Here is a 20,024-nt window from a genome sequence, read left to right on the forward strand (position 1 = left end):
ACACCCCCACCTAAAAACCCCTTTCCCCACCACCCCCCCCTTTCTTCTCTCCTACGCGGGCTCGCGGGTTTGCTTAAAACCACCGGGGGGGGGCCCCCCCCGCCGCCCGCCCCTCGTGGGAACGATCAGCTGGCGTACGCGCGGAGCCGGTCCGCGCGCTCGCCCTGGCGGAGCTTCGACATGACCTCGCGCTCGATCTGGCGGACGCGCTCGCGGGACAGCCCGAAGTGCTTGCCGATCTGGTCGAGCGTGCGCGGCTGACCGTCGTCGAGGCCGTAGCGCAGGCGGATCACGTGCTGCTCGCGGTCGTCCAGCGTGGCCAGGACCCGGCGCAGGTCGTCCTGCAGCAGGCCCGAGATCACGGCGCTCTCGGCGTCCGTTGCCTCGGAGTCCTCGATGAAGTCGCCCAGCGGGGCGTCCTCCTCGGTGCCGACCGGCATGTCCAGGCTTACCGGGTCACGCGAGTGGTCGAGCAGGTCCGAGATCTTGTGCGCCGGGATGCCCGACTCGGCCGACAGCTCCTCGTGCGTCGCGTCGCGGCCGAGCTGCTGGTGCAGGTCGCGCTTGATGCGGGCCAGCTTGTTCACCTGTTCCACCAGGTGGACCGGCAGCCGGATCGTGCGGCCCTGGTCGGCCATGCCCCGGGTGATGGCCTGCCGGATCCACCAGGTGGCGTACGTCGAGAACTTGAACCCCTTGGAGTAGTCGAACTTCTCCACCGCGCGGATGAGACCCAGGTTCCCCTCCTGGATCAGGTCGAGCAGCGGCATCCCCCGGCCGGTGTAGCGCTTGGCGAGCGAGACCACCAGGCGGAGGTTCGCCTCCAGCAGGTGGTTCTTCGCCACGTGGCCGTCACGGACCAGCGCGGCCAGCTCGGTGCGGCGCTTGGCCGTGAGCTCCTCGGCCGTGTCCAGCATGTGCTGGGCGAACACGCCGGCTTCGATGCGCTTCGCCAGCTCGACCTCGTCGGCCGCGGACAGCAGGGCCGTCTTGCCGATGCCGTTGAGGTAGACGCGGACGAGGTCGGCGGCGGGGCTCTGGGCGTCGAGGTCGGCGTCGGTGAGCGCCCCCACGCCCATCGCCGGCTCCTCGGTCGTCTGAGCCGGGATGCGCTCGCGAATCCCGCGCGACTCGCGTTCGAGAGTCTGGACTGACATTCTGCCTCCCCGGTCACGGGCTGAACGTGCTGCTGCGGTCGTCCACCGGGTGCGTACCCGCGGACCGGGGCCTGTGGAACCCGGTACGCCGGTCCGGCCGGCTTGGCTGGACATCTGGCACAACGCTCCGGGTTCCCAAAACGTTCCCGGCTCGTCATAGAAGAAGACGGCTGCCGGAGCGATCCGGTTGCTCAATCAAGGCTGAGCTTTTGCTGAGAACGTTCCGTGACCGGTAAACCTGAGAATTCCATATGAATCCGGCCGGAAACTGAACCGGATCGCAGTGGTCTAGACCTCTACGACAACCGTGAACGGACCGTCGTTCACGCTCGACACCGCCATCATCGCCCCGAACCGCCCGGTCGCCACGGTGGCGCCGCGGCCGCGCAGCTCGGCCACGACGGCGTCCACCAACGGCTCGGCGACCTCCGGCCGGGCCGCCTGCGTCCACGACGGCCGCCGCCCTTTCTTCGTGTCGCCGTAGAGCGTGAACTGGCTCACCACGAGCAACGGGGCATTCGCCGTGGCGCATGATTCCTCGTCGCGCAACAGTCGCAGTTCGTGCAGTTTGCGCGCCATCGTGGCGGCCTTCGCCGGATCGTCGTCGACGTGAATTCCCAGCAGCACAAGCAAACCCGGTTCGCCGATCGCGCCGACGACTTCGCCGTCCACCGTCACGTCCGCCCGTGTGACCCGGGCCGCGACCGCCCTCACCGGCCCGCCGGGACGAGCATCCCGTGCCGGACGAGCTCCCGGACGACCGGCAGCGCGGCGGCCGCGAGCTCCTCCGGCGACAGGCCTTGCGCGGCCGCGAGGAGCTCGATCAGGTCCTCCAGCGGCAAGGCCCCGCGGCAACCCGCCAGCAGCCGCGTGGCGAGCTGGTCGACCTCGTGCTGCCAGCCCGGCCCGTCGGTGCGGTGCAGCCGGCGGACGGTCGTCGCCCAGCCCTCGTCGCCGGGTTCTTCGACGCTTTCCAGCAAAACCGTGTCCGGCACCACAAAACGGACATCCAGCAAGGAATCGCCCGATTCGCGCAGCCATTCCACGCGGTCCAGCCACCCGGCCGCTTCCGGGCCCAGCGGGTCGTCGTAGGCCTGCCGCAGGTCTTCGCACACCACCGCCGGTGTGCGCCCCGCCGCCCGCCGCAGCGTGACGAACCCGAAGCCGATGCCCCGGACGTCGTTGGCGGCGAACCAATCGAGCCACGCCGCCGCCTTCGCCCGGCCTTCGGGCGACCGCGGGTCCAGTCCCGCGTCCCGCAGCCACGTGCCGACGTAGAGCGCCGGATCGGCGACGTCGCGCTGCACGAACCAGGCGTCGGTCTCGGCGGGCAGCCAGCGGCTCACCCGATCGGCCCAGTCCTCCGTGCCGGTGTGCAACCAGGACGCCAGCAGGTGGCCGGTGCCGCCGTCGTTCAGGAACCCGGGCAGCTGCCGCACGACCAGCGCGCTCGCGTCGTCGCCGGCCAGCCCGGAGTCGCGGTAGGTGTAGTCCACCCGCGCCGGGCCGACCACGAACGGCGGATTGCAGACGACCTGGTCGAACTTCCGCCGCGCGACCGGCGCGAACCACTCGCCGCGGACGAGCTCGACGTCCAGCTCGTTCAGCCGGAAGGTCGCCGCGGCGAGGGCGAGGGCCCGCGCGGAGACGTCGGTGGCGGTGACGCGCTCGGCGTGCCGGGTCGCGTGCAGCGCCTGGACGCCGTTGCCGGTGCCCAGGTCGAGCAGGGTGCCCACCGGGCGGCGGCTCGTCGCGCGGATCAGCGACAGCGACGCGTGGCCGACCCCGAGCACGTGGTCCTCGGGCACGGTGTGGCCCAGCAGGTCGGCGTCGAGGTCCGACACGACCCACCACGAGCCCTCTTCGTCGCCGTGCGGCCGGATGTCGAGCGCGGCCCGGTAGCCGTCCGCGGCCGGCGCCAGCACCCCGGCGGAGACGGCGTCTTCGGGCGAAAGCGGCGCGAAGGCGGCCTTGACGGCGGTCTCCGGCTCGGTGCCGCCCAGCAGGAACAGCCGGATCAGGGTGCCGAGGTCGCCCGCGTCCCGGGTCGCGCGCTCGGCCGGCACCGGCTCGCCGCGGCCCAGCGCCGCGTGCGGCGCTCCGCCGAGGGCGTCGACCACGCCGTCGGCGTCGTAGGAGGTGCGCCGGAAGGCCTCGCGCAGCCGCGCGCAGACGTCGTCGGACAGGTCGGGCAATCCACTTCGCGTGCTCACGGTGGGTAATGCTGCCACGATGGCCCCCGTGACCCTTGAACGCGTCCTCGCCCCGCTCGACGCGGCGCTGCCCGAACTCGAAGCGCTGTACATCGACTTCCACCGGCACCCGGAGCTGTCCTTCGCCGAGACCCGGACGGCGGCCGAGCTGGCCCGGCGGCTGGAGCGCGACGGCTACGAGGTGCACACCGGCATCGCCGGCACCGGGGTGCTGGGCGTGCTGCGCAACGGCGAGGGGCCGGTGGTGCAGCTGCGGGCCGACATCGACGCGCTGCCGGTCGAGGAGAAGACCGGGCTGTCCTACGCCAGCACCGCCCGCGCCACCGACGAACACGGCACCGACGTCCCGGTCATGCACGCCTGCGGCCACGACATGCACGCCACCTGGCTCTCCGGTGCCGCCGCGCTGCTCGCGAAGGGCCGCGACACCTGGTCCGGCACGCTGCTGGTGGTGTTCCAGCCGGGGGAGGAGGGCGCGGGCGGCGCGTCGGCGATGGTCCGCGACGGCCTCTTCGACATCGCCGGGAAGCCCGACGTCGTGTTCGGGCAGCACCTGGTGCCCGGCCCGGCCGGCTGGGTGCTCACCCGGCCCGGCGTGATCATGGCCGCCACCGACACCCTGCGCGTCACCCTGCACGGCCGCGGCGGGCACGGCTCGCGCCCGGAAACCACCGTCGACCCGGCCGTGCTGGCCGCGTCCGTGGTGCTCAAGCTGCAGACGATCGTCTCCCGCGAGATCGCCGCCACCGACTCGGCCGTCGTCACCGTCGGCTCGCTGCACGTGGGCACCGCGAGCAACGTGATCGCCGACGACGCCGTCCTGGAGGTCAACGTCCGGTCCTTCGACCAGGCCGTGCGCGAGCGGGTGCTGGCCGCGGTCGAGCGGATCGTGCACGGCGAGGCCGCCACGGCCGGCGCGCCGAAGCCGCCGGAGATCGAGCGGTCGGGCGCCTACCCGATCACGGAGAACGACGAGGCCGCCAACGAGGCCCTCACCGAGGTCTTCCGCAGCCACTTCGGCGCCGACGTCGTGCTGCCGGCGCCGCTGATCACCGGCAGCGAGGACTTCAGCGAGTTCGGCCGGGCGGCCGGTGTGCCGTCGGTGTTCTGGCTGGTCGGCGGCTTCGACCCGCAGACGGTGATCACGGCGATGACCGAGGGCCGGTTCGAGCGCGACATCCCGTCCAACCACTCGCCGCGGTTCGCCCCGGTCCTGCACCCGACCCTGCGCACCGGCATCGAAACCCTCGTCCTCGCCGCCCTGAGCAAGATGCGTCACCCCGGTGTCGCATGAACCGCACAAGTGGGACGATGGACGTGGAGGTGGTGCAGTGACCACGCCCGCCAGGGACTCGGACCCGGTGCTGATCACCGGGGCGGCCCCGTCGTACGAAGAGCAGTTCGCCGCCCGCAAGCGCAAGTACGTGATCATGATGGCCTGCCGGATCCCGTGCCTGATCCTCGCCGGGCTGACCTACCACACCTGGTGGCTCGCGTTGGGCTTCCTGGCGATCTCGGTGCCGCTGCCGTGGGTGGCGGTGCTGATCGCCAACGACCGCCCGCCCCGCAAGTCCGAGAAGGTCAACACCTACCAGCGCGAGGCGAAGGCGATCGAAAGCACCACTCACCGGGTGATCGACGGCTAGGGATCGCGCGCCGGGGTTCGGCACGGGCGGCCTGACGGGCAGTGATCCGTGCCCGTACGGAACTGCCGGAAGGCCCGTCGTCACGGGTAGTGTCCGATCGTACACAGGCGGCAAGTCCGCCTCCCGGTCGGAAAGCCGGTGCGCCGTGGAAGAACACGCCGAACCCCAGCCCGAACGCGTGGCCAAGCGTCCCGTCCGCGCTCCTGGTCAAGCGCCCGGCCACCCGCTCCTGGGCTGGCAACGGCTCGCCGGGAACCAGGCCGTGGTGGCGATGCTCGGGCGGACCGGGCCGGCGGTGCCCGTGCAGCGGCTGATGGTGCGCATGCCCAACCCCTACGGCGAAGGCGTGCACAACATGGTGGGGGACGCCGAGGTCGACGAGATCGAGGAGTCGCTGACCGCCAAGGGAGCCGCCGGGGCGGGTGGGAAGCACCAGTGGGACGGCTCCTGGGTCTTCCCGCCGGCACCCACCACCGAAGCCTCGGTCTTCTACGGCCACGGCAACCGGGCGAAGCTGGGCGGACTCACTCCGGCCGACTTCGTCTCCGAGGCCTCCGACGACCGGCGGCAGGTGCAGAAGGACACCGCGTTCAAGTTCGTGGCCTGCGGTGGCGGGAGGAGCCAGGCCGGCGCCGGCGCGGCCTACGGCGCCGAAGTGGCCGACCGCCTCCGCGCCGCCCAGCCCCGCGTGCCGGGCGAAGTCTGGAGCGGGGCCCTGAAAGCGGCCGAGGGACTCGTTTACTACACGAACGCCTACAAGACCGTCCTGCCGGAAATCCCCGACGCCATCGACAGGTTGCTGATGAGCCGGGCCGCCGCCGCCGAGTCGAACGTGCGGCGGACCGTGACCGCGCTGGTCAAGGACAAGCTCACCGCGGTCGTGGCGGCCCAGCGGGCCACGGATCTGATCGAGCTCCGGAATCTGGTGGCCGCCTTCTACTCGAGCGAGCCCTCGCTGGCGGGCCGGGCGGCGAGCGTGCGCGCGATCGCCGTCCCGGTCGCCGGGCTGTCGAGCACGTGGCTGAACCGGAACCTGAACGGGGCCATGGACACCATGTTCGGCGGCAACGTCGGCTGGCTCGACCTGCAGATGGCCTTCGTGCAGCCGTTCTCCCCGGGGAACTGCCTCGCCGAGGTGTGGCGGGCGTTCGACGGCGTGGAGAACGACATGAAGGTGGCGGCCAAGAAGATCTGGGTGGAGTTCCGGGACGAACTCCAGCGCCAGGCCGCCGTCCCGCCGCGGACCGACGGCCCGGCGGCCCGCATCGGCACGTTCGACCCCTCGGCCGCGGCGAGCCCGGACGAGCGATTCGAAAAGTGGCAGAACTTCGGCGACGTGCTGTGGTCGCAGTGGAAGCGGAACCGGGCGCAGGGCGGCGGGACGGACACCTGACACCGGGAGCCGCTCCTTCCCGGCACGCCGTGATCGCCTGGACCGCGGCGATGCCGGACACGTCCTACCCGGGCTGCGGGCCGACCTTCCCGACGGCCAGCGCGCCCAGCCGCGTGCCGTGCCGCAGGACGTCCACAGTGGACTCCCCGGCCAGCCAGCCGGTGAGCACGCCCGCGTCGAAGGCGTCGCCCGCGCCGGTCGAATCGAGGCACTCCGCCTCGACCGCCGGCACGCTCGTGACGCCGTCGGCGTCGACCCAGCTGGCTCCGTCCAGCCCGGCGGTGACCACCACCGCGCCGACCGCGCCGAGCAGCTCCTTCGCCGACACCGGGTCGGCCGAACCGGTCAGCGCGACCAGCTCCTCGGTGTTCGGCAGCAGCAGGTCGACCCCCCGGACGTCGGCCAGGAACGCGGCCGGGTCGGTGATGTGCGCGGCGGCCTGGGGGTCGACCGACGTGGTCAGCCCGGCCTCCTTCGCCGCCGCCAGCGCCGCGAGCCCGGCCGCGCGCGACGGCGGGTCGAGCAGCACGTACCCGGAAAGGTGCAGGTGACGCGCCCCTTCGAGCGCCTCGGGCGTGACGTCTCCGGGCGCGAAGCGCTGGTTCGCGCCGCGGTCGGCCAGCATGCTGCGCTGCCCGGACCCGTCGACCATGACCACGACGCAGCAGGTGGGCGCCTCGGGGTCGACGGCGAACGCGCACCGCACGCCCGCCGCCTCCAGCTCGGCCCGGATGAGCCGGCCACCCGGGTCGTCGCCGATCCGCGCGAGCAGCGTCGTCTCCGCGCCGAGGTGCCGCAGCCACAGCGCCGTGTTGGCGCCCGACCCGCCGCCGGTGAACCGGATCTTCGCGCGCGCGTCGCCGCCGTGCGGCAACGGCTTGTCGTGCCGGGCGATCACGTCCAGGGCCGCGTCGCCGACCACCACGATCCCGCCGGTGTCAGACGATTCACTCGCCAGCTCGTTCATGCCAGCGCCACCGCGACTTCGGTGGCCAGCTTGGCATTGTTCAGCACCAGCGCTTCGTTCGCGTCGATGCTCACGCCGCCGCTGGCGGTGTGGAAGTGCTCCAGCAGCACCGGCGTGACGTCGGCGCCGTGCACGCCCTGGTCCTCGACGAGCGCGAGACCCTCGGCGAGCAGCCGGTCGTGCAGCTCCTTGTCCATTTCGGACGCTTCGGGGATCGGATTCGCCAGCAGCACACCGGAAGCCGCGTACGCGCGGTGCGCGTCGATCACGGCGGCGGCCTGCTTCGGGTCGTCGACCCGCCAGCCGACCTGGTGGCCCGACGAGCGCAGGTAGAACGCCGGGAAGTCGCTCGTGCGGTAGCCCAGCACCGGCACCGAGTTCGTCTCCAGCACCTCCAGGGTGGCCGGGATGTCGAGCACCGACTTCACGCCGGAGCAGACGACCACGGTCGGCACCTTCGCCAGCACGCCGAGGTCCGCCGAGACGTCCCACGACTGCGCGGCACCGACGTGCACGCCGCCGAGCCCGCCGGTGGCGAACATCCCGATGCCGGCCGCCGCGGCCAGCGCCGACGTGCTCGCCACGGTCGTCGCGCCCGAGCGGCCGAGGCCCACAGCCGGGCCGAGGTCGCGCAGCGAGAGCTTGTCCAAGCCGGCGTCCGGCGCGCAGACGCGCTCGAGCTCGGCGGGGGACAGGCCGACGACGACCCGGCCGTCGAGCACCGCGATCGTGGCCGGGACGGCGCCGCCGTCGCGGACCACGCCTTCGAGGCGGCGGGCGACGTCGAGGTTGCGGCCGGCGGGGAGGCCGTGGGACAGGATGGTGCTCTCCAGCGCGACGACGGGGTGCCCGTCACGCAGCGCCGAGGCGACCTCTTCGTGCAGCGAGAGTGCGGTAGTCACGAGGGACCATCATCGGTGATCGGTCCGCTCGCCGCGCCAGTGGGTCAGCTCGGCGGTCAGGTTCCTTTCGGCGGCGCTCGCCCAGCGTGCCCGCGCGGTTTCGCTGCGGTAGAGCTCGCGCCCGAGCAGGCGCTCCAGGACGGCGATGCGGCCTTCGCGCCAGACGTCGTCGGGGTACTTCGCGTACTCCTCGCGCACTCCGCGGGCGTACGCCGCGTACTGGTCTTCGGGCGCGCCGAGGACGGCGAGGTCGGCGTCGAGGAGGGCGGTGGCCAGGAGGTCGTCCGGCGGGGCGTCGTGCCCGATCGTGGCGAGGATCAGGCCCTCGACCCGCTCGACGTGCGCTTCGGCGACTCCCTCCAGGGCTTCGCGCGCCCAGGCAGCGCTCGCGCGTTCGTCTTCGCCGGGCTTCGCGTCGTACACGACGTCGTGCGTCCAGGCCGCGACGGCGACGATGGCACGTTCGGTCTCGTCGAGTCCTTCGGCGAGCGAGGCGGAGTCGCGCGCGACGGCGGCCGCGTGCGTGAGCGTGTGGTAGCGGCGGTGTGGCTCGGCGTAGCGCGCTTCGAGCCGTGGCCAGGCGTCGGACGTGCCGCCGAGCGTGGCGACCGCTTCGGACCAGCGCATCAGTCGAAGATGCCGCGCGGCCGGGCGACCTGGTCGAGCCAGTCTTCGAGCTGCTTCTCCCAGTTCACGTCCGGCTTCATGGTGAACATCCCGAGGAAGTCCTGGCCGCGGCCGCCGAACCCGCCGGTCTTGCTCACCCGGACCCGCTTGGTGACCTCGAGCACGACGTCGGTGCGCTCGGCCGAGGTCAGGAAGGTGACCGCGACCTGGGAGAAGATGGTCGCGAAGCGCGGCGAGGGCGTGAAGCGGATCTCCTGGAAGAACGGCAGCTGCTGGCGGGCGCCGTCGACCCGGCCCGGTTCGAGGACGGCTTCGCGGAAGGTGAAGCCGAGCCGGCTCAGCGCGTCGAGGATCCGCTTCTGCGCCGGAAGCGGCTCGACGGCGACGGCGTCGGCGTCGAAGGGGTCGCTGACCGCGGCGGCGAGGTCGAGCTCGGCCCGGACGCCGACCGCCATGCCGGTCAGCGGCTTGGCGTAGACGCTGGTCACCGGCGTTTCCCAGGGCAGCGGCACCTCGAACGGCACGCGGACCTGCTGGCCGGCCCGGATGACCTCGCTGCCGACCAGCTGCTGGGTGCCGAAGGGGAGGTCTTCGGTCTTGCCGCCGGGGGCCTGGACGCGGGCCAGCAGCGTCACCGCGAGCCCCTTGATCTCCTGGTCGACTTCGCCGCCGAGCAGCAGGACTTCACCGTGGAGCGGCCGGCCGGGGGCGGCGGTGCGGTCGAGCAGGCGGGCGTCGATCTTCGCCCCGCCCGAGCCGAACGTCGCGAGCACCTTCTGGAACATGCCGGGGATCCTGCCAGGCCGGAGACCTTTCGCGCGGGGACTCGGGCACAATGGCCGGGTGAGCACCGAGACGCTGACGAAGCCGGAAACCACGCCCGAGGGCACGGACACCACCGACGACGACTCGCCGAAGATGTTCCACTACGTGAAGAAGAACAAGATCGCCGAGAGCGCGGTCATGGGCACTCACGTGGTGGCGCTGTGCGGCGAGGTCTTCCCGGTGACGAAGTCGCCGAAGCCCGGGTCGCCGGTCTGCCCGGCCTGCAAGGAGATCTACGACAGTCTCCGTCCGGGGAACTGATCCCGGCGCGAGGTCCCCGGCGGGGTGCACCCGCCGGGGTCTTCTGCTGTCCGGAATGAGACAAATCGTCGAACAAACGTGAAAAACCTTCATTCGGCGGGTGTGCGGGGTGGGGAAGTCCTGGTAGATCCAGCGGGCCAGGTTCCTCTCACCGACCGGAGTCGCACATGCGCAGAACCGGGATCGTGCTCACCCTCGCCGCCTTGCTCGCCGTGGTTTCGCCGGCGCTGGCCCAGGCCGTCACGGGCTGGACGGAGGTCGGCTCCGACAACGCCCGGGCCCTCGACGAGAGCCAGGGCCTCGCGACGATCGTGCGTCCCTCGGGGACGACGATCCGCTACACCGGGATCGGCACCATCCCGGCCGACCTGAACGCCCAGGGCTGGAACCACGTCGGCGACCCGGGCTCGGCCCAGGGCTGGTACGTCGAGCCCTACCAGCGTGACGACCGCGGCGCGAAGCTGTTCCGCGTCCAGGCCCCGGACGGCTCGTGGGCCGACTACAAGCACGCCCTCGAGTCGTGGGAAGCGAACAACAACTCCTTCGCCGCGGTGTCGCCCGACGCGCGCTGGCTGGTGGCGGGGGAGTGGGGCACGATGACCCGGCTCCTGGTGCACCCGATGCCGGGGGTGGTGGCCACGAACCCGGCGCAGAACCTGCCGATGGCCGGCACGATCCGCCTGGACCACGCGGTCCGCGACGTCCAGGGCTGCGACTTCCAGACCGCAACCCGCCTGCTCTGCGCGTCCGACGACCCGGACGGCAGCCTCTTCGGCACCACGAAGCCGCTCCTCCAGGTCGACCTGGCTTCGGTCCCGAACGGCTCGGACGTCACCGCCCACGTCACCTCGCTCGGCCAGCTCCCGCTCCGCAGCGGCTGCTCGGGCTCGTTCGAGGTCGAAGGCATCGACTTCGACGAGCGCGACAACACGCTCCGCGTGGTGGTCATGGCCCCGAGCATCTGCATCCTCTGGGACAGCAAGACCTACCGCTTCCGCCAGTAACCCGTCACCCACGTGATCCGGCCCGTCACCCACGTGATCAGGCCCGTCATTCGCGTGATTGGGGCCGTAACTCGCGAGTTACGGCCCCAATCACGCGAGTTCCGGCTCAGATCACGTGAGTTACGGCTTGGATCACGCGAGTTCCGGGTTCAAGGACTCCGATTCGGGGGCCTGGGCCGGGGTTAGCTTGGCGTTGCGGCGGGCGCGTCGGCGTTCCTTGCGGGTCTCGACCATCGTGTAGAGGGTCGGGACCAGGACGAGGGTCAGCAGGGTGGAACTGACCAGGCCGCCGATCACCACGATCGCCAGGGGCTGGCCGATGAACCCGCCCTGGCCGGTGATGCCCAGCGCCATCGGGACCAGGGCGAAGATGGTCGCCGCCGCGGTCATCAGGATCGGGCGCAGGCGGCGACGGCCGCCTTCGGTGACCGCGTCCGCGACGCTCATCCCCTCCGCCCGGTACTGGTTGATCAGGTCGATCAGCACGATCGCGTTGGTGACGACGATGCCGACCAGCATCAGCATCCCGATCAGGGCCGGCAGGCCGAGCGCGGTACCCGTGGCCAGCAGCAGCCCGATCGCGCCGGTCGCCGCGAACGGGATCGACACGAGCAGGATCAGCGGCTGGATCAGGCTCCGGAACGTCGCCACCATGATCAGGAACACGATCGCGATGGCCGCCAGCAGGGCCAGGAACAGGTTCGAGAACGCCTCCTGCTGGTCCTGGCTGACGCCGCCGAGCGAGTACGCCGCCCCGCCGGTAAACGTCAGACCGTCCAGCTTGGACTTGATGTCCGCCGTCGTCTTCGTCAGGTCGTCACCGGTGTTCTTCGCGGTCACCGTGGTGCTCAGGTCGCCGCCGGTGCGGTGCACCGACGCCGGGCCGTCCACTGTGGACACGCGAGCCACCTCGTCCAGCCGGACGACGCCGCCCGGGCCCGGGATCGGCAGCCCGCGCACCTGGTCGACCGTCACCGGAGCCGTGCCGGCGCGCAGCACGATGTCCGTGCGCTGCCCGCCGACCGGCAGCTGCGTCACCGTGCGCCCGGCGATCGCCTGGTTGGCGATCTGCCCGATGGTGCTCGCCGACAGCCCGCGCGCGGCGGCCGCGGCGTCGTCCACCTCGACCTGCACCCGCGGCGAACCGACGCTCAGGTCGCTCGACACCTCGCTCAGCCCGGACACCCCGCGCAGCGCCTGCACCACCTGGTCGGACGCCGGCTTCAGCGCGGCCTCCGACGGCGCGGTCACCGTCACCGAGACCTGGTCGGAGTTGAACCCGGACGCGTCCGCGCCGATCTTGATCTCGCCCAGCTCGGGCCGCGACGTCAGGTTCGACCGCAGCCGGTCCGACAGCGCGTCGAGGTCGGTGTCCTTGGCCACGGTGACCGAGATGCTCGTGTTGGTCCCGCCGCCGAAGCCGAACGCCCCGCCGCCGCCGATGCTGACCTGGTAGGTCTGCACCGCGGGCTCGGCCGCGAGAGCCTGTTCGACGGCCGTGGCCGCCTTCTCCTTCGCCTCGACGCTGGTGCCGGCGGGCAGCTTCTGCGTCATGTTCAGCGTGGTGCCGCCGGACTGGTCGAGGAAGTTCGTGTTCAGCCGCGTCGCGAGCCCCACCGTGCCCGCGAAGATCAGCAGGGCCAGCAGCACGACGGTCAGCCGCCGCCGGGTCGCGAACCGGATCACCGGCAGGTACGCGCGCTGCAGGATGCTGCGGCGCTCCTTCTCGACGGCGGCTTCGCGAGCGCGTTCGGCCTCGAGAGCGTCCGCCGGGACCGCGGGCCGCTTCAGGAACCAGTACGCCAGCACGGGAACCACGGTCAGCGAGACGAGCAGCGACGCCAGCAGCGCCACCGTCACGGTGATCGCGAAGGGCGAGAAGAGCTCGCCGACGAACCCGCCGACGAACGCGATCGGCAGGAACACCGCGACCGTCGTCAGCGTGGACGACGTCACCGCGCCGGCCACCTCGCGGACGCCGTCGAGCACCGCGCGGTCCTTCTCCTCGCCGTAGGCCAGGTGCCGTTTGATGTTCTCCAGCACGACGATCGAGTCGTCGACCACCCGGCCGATCGCGATGGTCAGCGCGCCGAGGGTGAGCAGGTTGAGCGACAGGTCGCCGGTCCACAGCGCCAGCAGCGCGACGACCACCGACAGTGGGATCGACACCGCGGTCACCAGCGTCGAGCGCACCGACAGCAGGAACAGCAGGATGACGACGACCGCGAAGGCCAGGCCCAGCAGGCCTTCGGTGGTCAGGCCGCTGATCGCGTCCTTCACCGGGGTGCCCTGGTCGAACACGACGCTCATCTCGGCGCCGGTCTTCTTCGCCAGGTCCGGCAGCTTGTCGCGGACGGCGTCGGAGATGGCGACGGCGTTCCCGTTCTCCACCATGGTGACCGAGAGGCCGAGGCTGGGCTTGCCGTTGGTGCGCGTGATCGACGTCGGCGGCGCGAACCCGGCCTGGACGTCGGCGACGTCACCGAGCTTCACCGGCCCGCGCGCCGGCGTGCGGCCGGCTCCCGCCGCCGCGCCCGGCGTGAGGTAGAGGTTGCGGATCGTGTCCACAGTGGTCTGACCGCCGCCGATCTGGACCGACAGCGTCTTGCCGTTCTCGGTCAGCGTCCCGGCCGGCACCGCGGCCCCGGCCGTCTGCAGCGTGGTCGCGATCGACGCCGGATCGACCCCGGCCGCCGCGAGCTTCGCGTAGTCGAGCGTGATCGTCACGCGCGGCTGCTGCACGCCGGTGACGGTGACCGTGCGGACACCGTCGATCTTCCGCAGCTCCGGCGCGACCTGGTCGGTCAGCGCGGGCGCGAGGGCCTGCGGGTCCCCGGTGGTGCCCGCGGCGACCAGCACGACCGGCAGGTCGTCGGTGCTGCCCGCGGACACGGCGGGCTCGCTGTTCTGCGGCAGCCGCGGCCGGATCTGGTTCACCACCTGCTGGATCTGCGAGACGGCGGCGTCGATGTCGGTGCCGAACTCGAACTGCGCGACGACCCGCGAGACGCCGTCCGACGACGTCGAAGTGACCTGCTCGAGGCCCTTCAGCCCCTGGAGCCCGCCTTCGAGGGGCTCGGAGACCTGCCGGTCGACCGCGTCCGGCGACGCACCCGGGTACGCGGTGACGATCTGCGCCTGCGGGAACTGCAGGGACGGGAAGAGCTGCTGCTTGAGCTGCGGCAGCGCGAAGGCACCGAAGCCGACGACGACCAGCGCGAGCAGGCCGATCAGGCTCCGGTTGCGCAGGCTCAGTCTGGCCAGCACGGACATGACGTGGAAAACCCCCTCGGGAACGACGCGACGACCGACGTCTGCGTCAGTGACGGAGGAAGCGTCCCATGTCCGACCTGAGGAGCGACTCAGTCTGGGGGTGGATTCCGGGTCGTTCCTGGGGAGGAGACCGGACCCTGAGCAGCGCTGGGTGCCGGTTCGGGCGCGCTGGGTGAGGAGGTGTCCTCTTCGGACGGCTCGGGTTCGCTGCCGTTGGTGGCGACGTCTTCGGCGCGCGGGCGCTTCAGCGGTGTGGTCGTGCGGTCCCACAGCTTGCGGCCGTCCTCCGAGCGCAGCCGCTCGGAGGCGCGTTCCATCTCCAGCCGCCGCCACTTGCGCCGCTGCCGCCGGGTCGCCTTCGCCGGCCACAGCTCCTGGATCGCGCTGTTGAAGTACGCGCCGCCGACCACGGCCAGCCCGATGAAGAACATCAGCAGCAGGAAGGCGATCGGCGCGGCCAGGGCGCCGTAGGTGTAGCCGGTCTTGGTGATCCAGTTCAGGTAGACGCGCAGGCCGACCGAGGACAGCAGGAACACGACCATGGCGAGGACCGCGCCGGGCAGCCCGCGGTGCCACGGCAGTTTCCGCGGCAGCGCGAGCTTGTACAGCGTGGTCAGCGCGAGGGTGATCATCACGCCGAGGGTGGGGAAGTAGAGCGCGCTCACCCACGACGTCACGGTCGGGCGCCAGGCCAGCGGGAAGAACTCCGGCAGCAGGTCGGGGCCGATCGCCAGCAGCGGCAGCCCGACGACCAGGATCACCAGGCCGCACAGGTACAGCAGGAGCGCGAAGATCCGCTGCCAGACGTCGTTGCGGACGCCGTACTGGTCGTGCGCGACGGTGATCGCGTCGACGAACGACGACATCGCCGACGAACCGGCCCACAGCGAGATCAGGAAGCCGACCGAGACGATCTCGCCCTTGCCGACGGTGAGGATGCTGTTCACGGTCGGTTCGATGATGTCCTGGACGGCGTTCGTGCTGAAGACCGTCCGGCAGAAGCCGATGATGCGGTCGTGCACGGCGGTGACGACGCCGGCGCCGAACCACTCGCCGACGAACCCGAGCGAACCGAGCAGGCCGAGCAGGAGCGGGGGCAGCGACAGCGTCTGCCAGAAGGCCGCCTCGGCGGCCTCGGAGAAGATGTTGCCCTCCCAGGCCTTGGCGAACGTGCGCGTGAGCAGGCGCCACGGCCCCTTGCGGGCCACCTTCGTCGCTCCGGACGGCTGCACCTCACCCATGACGTGTCCAGCATGGTCCATCCGTGCTGATTTGGCTCGTCACACCCCCTGCGGCCGGGCGTGTCGGGGGACATCACCCGTGCCGGTGCCCGGAACTGTCGGACCCGGCCGGTAGACTCGCTCCAGTGCCCTCACCGAAGTCTCCGACACCGCAGTCGGTACCACAGTGAGGGTTTTCGCACGTCAACGGCATGAGCGAGGGGGAGGACCGGCATGACGGAGACGCAGCTCGGGGCGCCTCCCGCGGAGAAGGACTCGACCGCGCGCCCGCTGCGGGCGTGGCAGCGGCGGGCGCTCACCAAGTACCTGACGCGGAAGCCGAAGGACTTCCTCGCGGTGGCGACGCCCGGCGCCGGCAAGACGGTGTTCGGCCTGCGGATCGCCGCGGAGCTGCTGAGCGATCGCACGGTCGAGGCGATCACCATCGTCACGCCGACCGAGCACCTCAAGCACCAGTGGGCGGCCTCGGCCGCGGCCGCCGGCATCGCCATCGACTCGAACTTCCGCAACGGCACCGGCGTCACGTCGTCGGACTACAACGGGGTCGCGCTGACGTACGCGCAGGTCGCGGCGCACCCGACGCTGCACCGGGTGCGCACGGAGAACCGCAAGACGCTGGTCATCCTCGACGAGATCCACCACGGTGGCGACGCGAAGAGCTGGGGTGACGCGATCCGCGAGGCGTTCACCCCGGCGGTGCGGCGCCTGTCGCTGACCGGGACGCCGTTCCGGTCCGACGACTCGGCCATCCCGTTCGTCACCTACGAGCCGGATGCGGGCGGCTTCCAGCGCAGCAAGGCCGACCACGCGTATGGGTACGCGGACGCGCTGGCCGACGGCGTGGTCCGGCCGGTCGTCTTCCTGGCGTACTCGGGCGAGGCCTCCTGGCGCACCAGCGCGGGGGAGGAGTTCACCGCGCGGCTCGGCGAGCCGCTGACGGCGGAGCAGAACGCCCGGGCGTGGCGCACGGCGCTCGACCCGGCGGGCGAGTGGATCCCGGCGGTGCTGCAGGCGGCCGATACGCGGCTGTCGCAGGTCCGCCAGAGCGTGCCGGACGCGGGCGGCCTGGTCATCGCGACGGATCAGGAGTCGGCGCGGGCGTACGCGAAGATCCTGGAGCGCATCTCGGGGGAGATGCCGACGCTCGTGCTCTCGGACGACCCGAAGGCCTCGGGCCGGATCAAGGAGTTCTCCGAGACGAACGAGCGCTGGATCGTGGCGGTCCGGATGGTCTCCGAAGGCGTCGACGTCCCGCGGCTGGCGGTGGGCGTGTACGCGACGAGCGCGTCGACACCGCTGTTCTTCGCCCAGGCGATCGGCCGGTACGTGCGAGCGCGGAAGAAGGGCGAGACGGCGAGCGTGTTCCTGCCGTCGGTGCCGGTGCTGCTGGAGCTGGCCAGCGAGCTGGAGGCCCAGCGCGACCACGTCCTCGGCAAGCCGCACCGCGAGAAGGAGGGCTGGGAGGACGAGCTCCTGGCCCAGGCCAACCGCACCGAGGACGAGCCGGGCGAGGAGGAGAAGGCGTTCACGTCGCTGGGCGCCTCGGCCGAGCTCGACCAGGTCATCTACGACGGCAACTCGTTCGGCACGGCGGTGTTCTCGGGCTCGGACGAGGAGCAGGAGTACCTGGGCCTGCCGGGGCTGCTGGAGCCGGATCAGGTCCGCGCGCTGCTGCGGAAGCGGCAGGAAGAGCAGATCGCGGACGAGAAGCGCCGCAAGCCGGCCAAGGAGGAGGCCCCGCCGCCGGCGGCCCGGCCCCAGTCGGTCAGCGAGCGGCTCGGCGCGTTGCGCAAGGAGCTGAACGCGCTGGTGGGCATGTACCACCACCGCACGAAGAAGCCGCACGGCGCGATCCACAACGAGCTGCGGCGGGTGTGCGGCGGCCCGGTGACGGCGATGGCGACCGTCGAGCAGCTCGAAGAACGGATCGTGACACTGCGGTCCTGGTGAGGCCTCGGGCGGCGCGCTGTCGCCCGGGAGGCTGAAGTTCCGGCGATCACCGTCCGTCCCCGGGGCGGCGCGATCACCGCACCGCCGGGCTTGTGACGCTGCGTATCACGCTGTCACCCAGGGGCCGCCCGTCCGTTCCCCGCGGAATGGCCGTTCGGGCACCTCTTGGCCCGAAGTTCGCAAGTCGGCGACCGATCCCGCCGCCACCCCGTGGATTCGCCACGGGTTGCGCTCGGTGCACACGACCGGCCCAACGTCACGGGTCGATGAAACCTCGATGTAACTAACCGTGAGTGCTGGCGATCACATCGTCAGCGGATCTACTCTTTCCGGGCGAGGTTCAGCCCGTGTTGCCGAACCGTGTCCAATTGGTGTCATTTAATCGATCCAGCTATCTTCCCCGCAGCCGCTCAGCGGCATATGTTGTCGCCCACAACATATGCGCGACGGTGCGCCGGGCCTCCCCGGATCGCCGCCTCGCTGGCCCGAAGCACACGCCGACGGCCACTCGTCACCAATGCTTGGATCCGGAAGGAACGAGGATGCGCAGCAGAACCCTTACCCTCCTCGCCGCGACGGTGAGCGCCGGCCTGGTGCTGACCGCCTGCGGTACCAACAGTTCGAACAGCGGGGGCACGGGGAGCAACTCCGCTTCCTCGTCCGCCCCGGCCGCCGGTGGCGGTGCCAGCGGCAAGGTCGGCGTCATCCTGCCGGAGACCGCCAGCTCGGCCCGCTGGGAAGCTTTCGACAAGCCGATGCTGCAGGCCGCTCTCTCGGCGCAGGGCTTCGAGGCGGACGTCCAGAACGCCCAGGGCGACGCCCAGAAGTTCTCCACCCTGGCCGACGGCTTCATCAGCTCCGGCGTCAAGGTCCTGATCATCGCTCCGTCCGACCCGGCCGTCGGTGCCGCGGTCGAGGCCAAGGCGAAGACCGCGGGCATCCCGGTCATCAACTACGACCGGCCGAGCCTCGGCGGCAGCGCCGAGTACTACGTCTCGTTCGACAACGAGAAGGTCGGCCAGCTCCAGGGCCAGGCCATGGCGGACGCGCTGAAGGACAAGGCCGGCGCGGGTGTCGTCCAGATCGAGGGCGCCCCGACCGACAACAACGCCACGCTGTTCACCAACGGCCAGGACTCCGTCCTCGAGCCGCTGTTCTCCTCCGGCAAGCTCAAGCGGATCCAGAAGCAGCCGATCAACGACTGGGACAACCAGCTCGGCGGCACGACGTTCGAGCAGATCTTCCAGGCCAACGGCGGCAAGGTCGACGGCGTCGTCGCGGCGAACGACGGCCTGGCGGGCGCGGTCATCACCATCCTCAAGAAGAACGGCCTCAACGGCAAGATCCCGGTCACCGGCCAGGACGCCACCGCGGACGGCCTCATGGCGGTCATGCGCGGCGAGCAGTACATGACCGTCTTCAAGCCGATCAAGGAAGAGGCGGAGGCGAGCGCCAAGCTGGCCGCCGCGCTGGCCAAGGGCGACAAGGCCGCGGCCGACGCCATCGCGACCGGCAAGCTGCACGACCCGAAGAACAACCGCGACATCAAGTCCGTGCTGCTGACGCCGACGACGATCCTCGCGAAGGACATCAAGACGGTCGTGACGCAGGGCTACGTGAAGGCGAGCGAGATCTGCGGTGGCGACCTCGCCGCCAAGTGCACCTCGCTCGGCATCTCCTGAGCCCCGGTAGTACCCCATGAACAGCCGGGCCGGGACGCGCACCCCGACGGCGCGTCCCGGCCCGGTCCCCACCCAGGAGAAAGCCCATCCATGAGTGAGCCCATTCTCGAGATCAAGGGCCTGAACAAGAGCTTCGGCCCGGTCCACGTCCTCCACGACGTGGACTTCGACGTGCGTGCAGGCGAAGTGACCGCACTGGTCGGCGACAACGGTGCCGGCAAGTCGACCCTCGTCAAGTGCATCGCCGGCATCCACCCGTACGACTCGGGGGCCGTGCGGTTCAACGGGCAGGACGCCCACATCCGCGGCCCGAAGGACGCGGCCGAGCTCGGCATCGAGGTCGTCTACCAGGACCTCGCGCTCGCCGACAACCTCGACATCGTCCAGAACATGTTCCTCGGCCGCGAGCGCGGCAGTTCCTGGAAGCTCGACGAAGCCAGCATGGAGAAGGCCGCCCGCGAGACGCTGGCCTCCCTGTCGGTCCGGACCGTGAAGTCGGTCCGCACGCCGGTCTCCTCGCTGTCCGGTGGCCAGCGGCAGACCGTCGCCATCGCGAAGTCGGTGCTGTGGAACAGCAAGGTCGTCGTGCTCGACGAGCCGACCGCCGCCCTCGGTGTCGCGCAGACCCGGCAGGTGCTCGACCTGGTCCGCCGGCTGGCCGAGCAGGGCCTGGGGGTCGTGCTGATCAGCCACAACATGGCCGACGTGTTCGAGGTCGCCGACCGCATCGCCGTGCTCTACCTCGGCCGGCTCGTCGCCGAGGTGCACACGAAGGACGTCACCCACGGCCAGGTCGTGGAACTGATCACCGCCGGTCGCTCCGGTGACCTCGGCCTGGCCCGGCCCGAAGCCGTGGTCCTGTGAGCGGGAAGAAAGAACCGGA

The 20,024-nt window shown here is 71.2% G+C and carries 17 protein-coding genes; 8 read left to right on the forward strand and 9 right to left on the reverse strand.

From position 1 onward, the window contains the following. Positions 1-125 precede the first annotated feature (125 nt). The 3 genes from ACWEF6_RS26595 to ACWEF6_RS26605 all read right to left on the reverse strand — a co-directional run bounded on the left by ACWEF6_RS26595 (position 126) and on the right by ACWEF6_RS26605 (position 3,370). Positions 126-1,157 carry a sigma-70 family RNA polymerase sigma factor gene (locus ACWEF6_RS26595; protein ID WP_449679630.1) on the reverse strand — a complete coding sequence of 344 codons (1,032 nt, stop codon included), beginning with the start codon at positions 1,155-1,157 and terminating at the stop codon, positions 126-128. Between the two features lie 288 nt (positions 1,158-1,445). Beyond that, positions 1,446-1,871, reverse strand: a complete 426-nt coding sequence (gene dtd / locus ACWEF6_RS26600) for a D-aminoacyl-tRNA deacylase (protein ID WP_310974855.1) — start codon at positions 1,869-1,871, stop codon at positions 1,446-1,448. Next, positions 1,868-3,370, reverse strand: coding sequence for a DUF7782 domain-containing protein (locus ACWEF6_RS26605; protein WP_449685419.1), 1,503 nt, complete (start codon positions 3,368-3,370; stop codon positions 1,868-1,870). The genes dtd and ACWEF6_RS26605 overlap by 4 nt, the downstream gene beginning before the upstream one ends. Positions 3,371-3,398: 28 nt before the next feature. Between ACWEF6_RS26605 and ACWEF6_RS26610 the strand changes: the two genes are divergently transcribed. The 3 genes from ACWEF6_RS26610 (at position 3,399) to ACWEF6_RS26620 (ending at position 6,409) form a co-directional block, all read left to right on the forward strand. Next, positions 3,399-4,664, forward strand: a complete 1,266-nt coding sequence (locus ACWEF6_RS26610) for an amidohydrolase (protein WP_449685420.1) — start codon at positions 3,399-3,401, stop codon at positions 4,662-4,664. A 37-nt stretch (positions 4,665-4,701) separates the two neighbouring features. Then, complete coding sequence (locus ACWEF6_RS26615) at positions 4,702-5,016, forward strand: DUF3099 domain-containing protein (protein WP_449685421.1); 315 nt, start codon at positions 4,702-4,704, stop codon at positions 5,014-5,016. Between the two features lie 178 nt (positions 5,017-5,194). Next, positions 5,195-6,409 (forward strand): hypothetical protein, encoded by a 1,215-nt coding sequence (locus ACWEF6_RS26620; RefSeq protein WP_449685422.1) that lies wholly within the window; start codon positions 5,195-5,197, stop codon positions 6,407-6,409. Positions 6,410-6,473: 64 nt separating this feature from the next. On the opposite strand, the gene ACWEF6_RS26625 is transcribed toward ACWEF6_RS26620, so the two are convergent. Genes ACWEF6_RS26625 through ACWEF6_RS26640 form a run of 4 tightly spaced genes read right to left on the reverse strand, consistent with a single transcriptional unit; the run spans position 6,474 to position 9,690 of the window. Continuing rightward, positions 6,474-7,376: a carbohydrate kinase family protein gene (locus ACWEF6_RS26625; RefSeq protein WP_449685423.1), complete on the reverse strand. Its 903-nt coding sequence runs from the start codon at positions 7,374-7,376 to the stop codon at positions 6,474-6,476. Further along, positions 7,373-8,278 carry a pseudouridine-5'-phosphate glycosidase gene (locus ACWEF6_RS26630; protein ID WP_449685424.1) on the reverse strand — a complete coding sequence of 302 codons (906 nt, stop codon included), beginning with the start codon at positions 8,276-8,278 and terminating at the stop codon, positions 7,373-7,375. Before ACWEF6_RS26630 ends, ACWEF6_RS26625 begins: the two co-directional genes overlap by 4 nt. Positions 8,279-8,287: 9 nt before the next feature. Next, entirely contained in the window at positions 8,288-8,905 is a 618-nt protein-coding gene (locus ACWEF6_RS26635; protein WP_449685425.1) for an HD domain-containing protein, read from the reverse strand. Further along, positions 8,905-9,690: a sporulation protein gene (locus tag ACWEF6_RS26640; protein ID WP_449685426.1), complete on the reverse strand. Its 786-nt coding sequence runs from the start codon at positions 9,688-9,690 to the stop codon at positions 8,905-8,907. The genes ACWEF6_RS26635 and ACWEF6_RS26640 overlap by 1 nt, the downstream gene beginning before the upstream one ends. A 58-nt stretch (positions 9,691-9,748) precedes the next feature. Between ACWEF6_RS26640 and ACWEF6_RS26645 the strand changes: the two genes are divergently transcribed. Beyond that, complete coding sequence (locus tag ACWEF6_RS26645; RefSeq protein WP_176176076.1) at positions 9,749-9,991, forward strand: DUF3039 domain-containing protein; 243 nt, start codon at positions 9,749-9,751, stop codon at positions 9,989-9,991. A gap of 167 nt (positions 9,992-10,158) precedes the next feature. Next, positions 10,159-10,995, forward strand: coding sequence for a hypothetical protein (locus ACWEF6_RS26650; protein ID WP_449685427.1), 837 nt, complete (start codon positions 10,159-10,161; stop codon positions 10,993-10,995). A gap of 132 nt (positions 10,996-11,127) precedes the next feature. Here ACWEF6_RS26650 and ACWEF6_RS26655 read toward each other — a convergent pair whose 3' ends face one another. Together ACWEF6_RS26655 and ACWEF6_RS26660 are read right to left on the reverse strand one after the other, a co-directional pair. After that, the gene (locus ACWEF6_RS26655; RefSeq protein WP_449685428.1) at positions 11,128-14,268 is read right to left on the reverse strand and encodes an efflux RND transporter permease subunit; all 3,141 of its coding nucleotides are present in this window, start codon (positions 14,266-14,268) and stop codon (positions 11,128-11,130) included. Positions 14,269-14,357: 89 nt separating this feature from the next. Next, positions 14,358-15,509 (reverse strand): YihY/virulence factor BrkB family protein, encoded by a 1,152-nt coding sequence (locus ACWEF6_RS26660; protein WP_449685429.1) that lies wholly within the window; start codon positions 15,507-15,509, stop codon positions 14,358-14,360. A 213-nt stretch (positions 15,510-15,722) separates the two neighbouring features. On the opposite strand from ACWEF6_RS26660, the gene ACWEF6_RS26665 reads away from it, so the two are divergent. The 3 genes from ACWEF6_RS26665 (at position 15,723) to ACWEF6_RS26675 (ending at position 20,005) form a co-directional block, all read left to right on the forward strand. Next, entirely contained in the window at positions 15,723-17,459 is a 1,737-nt protein-coding gene (locus tag ACWEF6_RS26665; protein ID WP_310974867.1) for a DEAD/DEAH box helicase, read from the forward strand. Between the two features lie 542 nt (positions 17,460-18,001). Beyond that, positions 18,002-19,141: a sugar ABC transporter substrate-binding protein gene (locus tag ACWEF6_RS26670; RefSeq protein WP_449685430.1), complete on the forward strand. Its 1,140-nt coding sequence runs from the start codon at positions 18,002-18,004 to the stop codon at positions 19,139-19,141. 90 nt (positions 19,142-19,231) lie between these two features. Continuing rightward, positions 19,232-20,005: an ATP-binding cassette domain-containing protein gene (locus ACWEF6_RS26675; RefSeq protein ID WP_004561026.1), complete on the forward strand. Its 774-nt coding sequence runs from the start codon at positions 19,232-19,234 to the stop codon at positions 20,003-20,005. The last annotated feature ends 19 nt before the right edge of the window (positions 20,006-20,024 follow it).

The organism is Amycolatopsis sp. NPDC004772, from assembly GCF_053601215.1.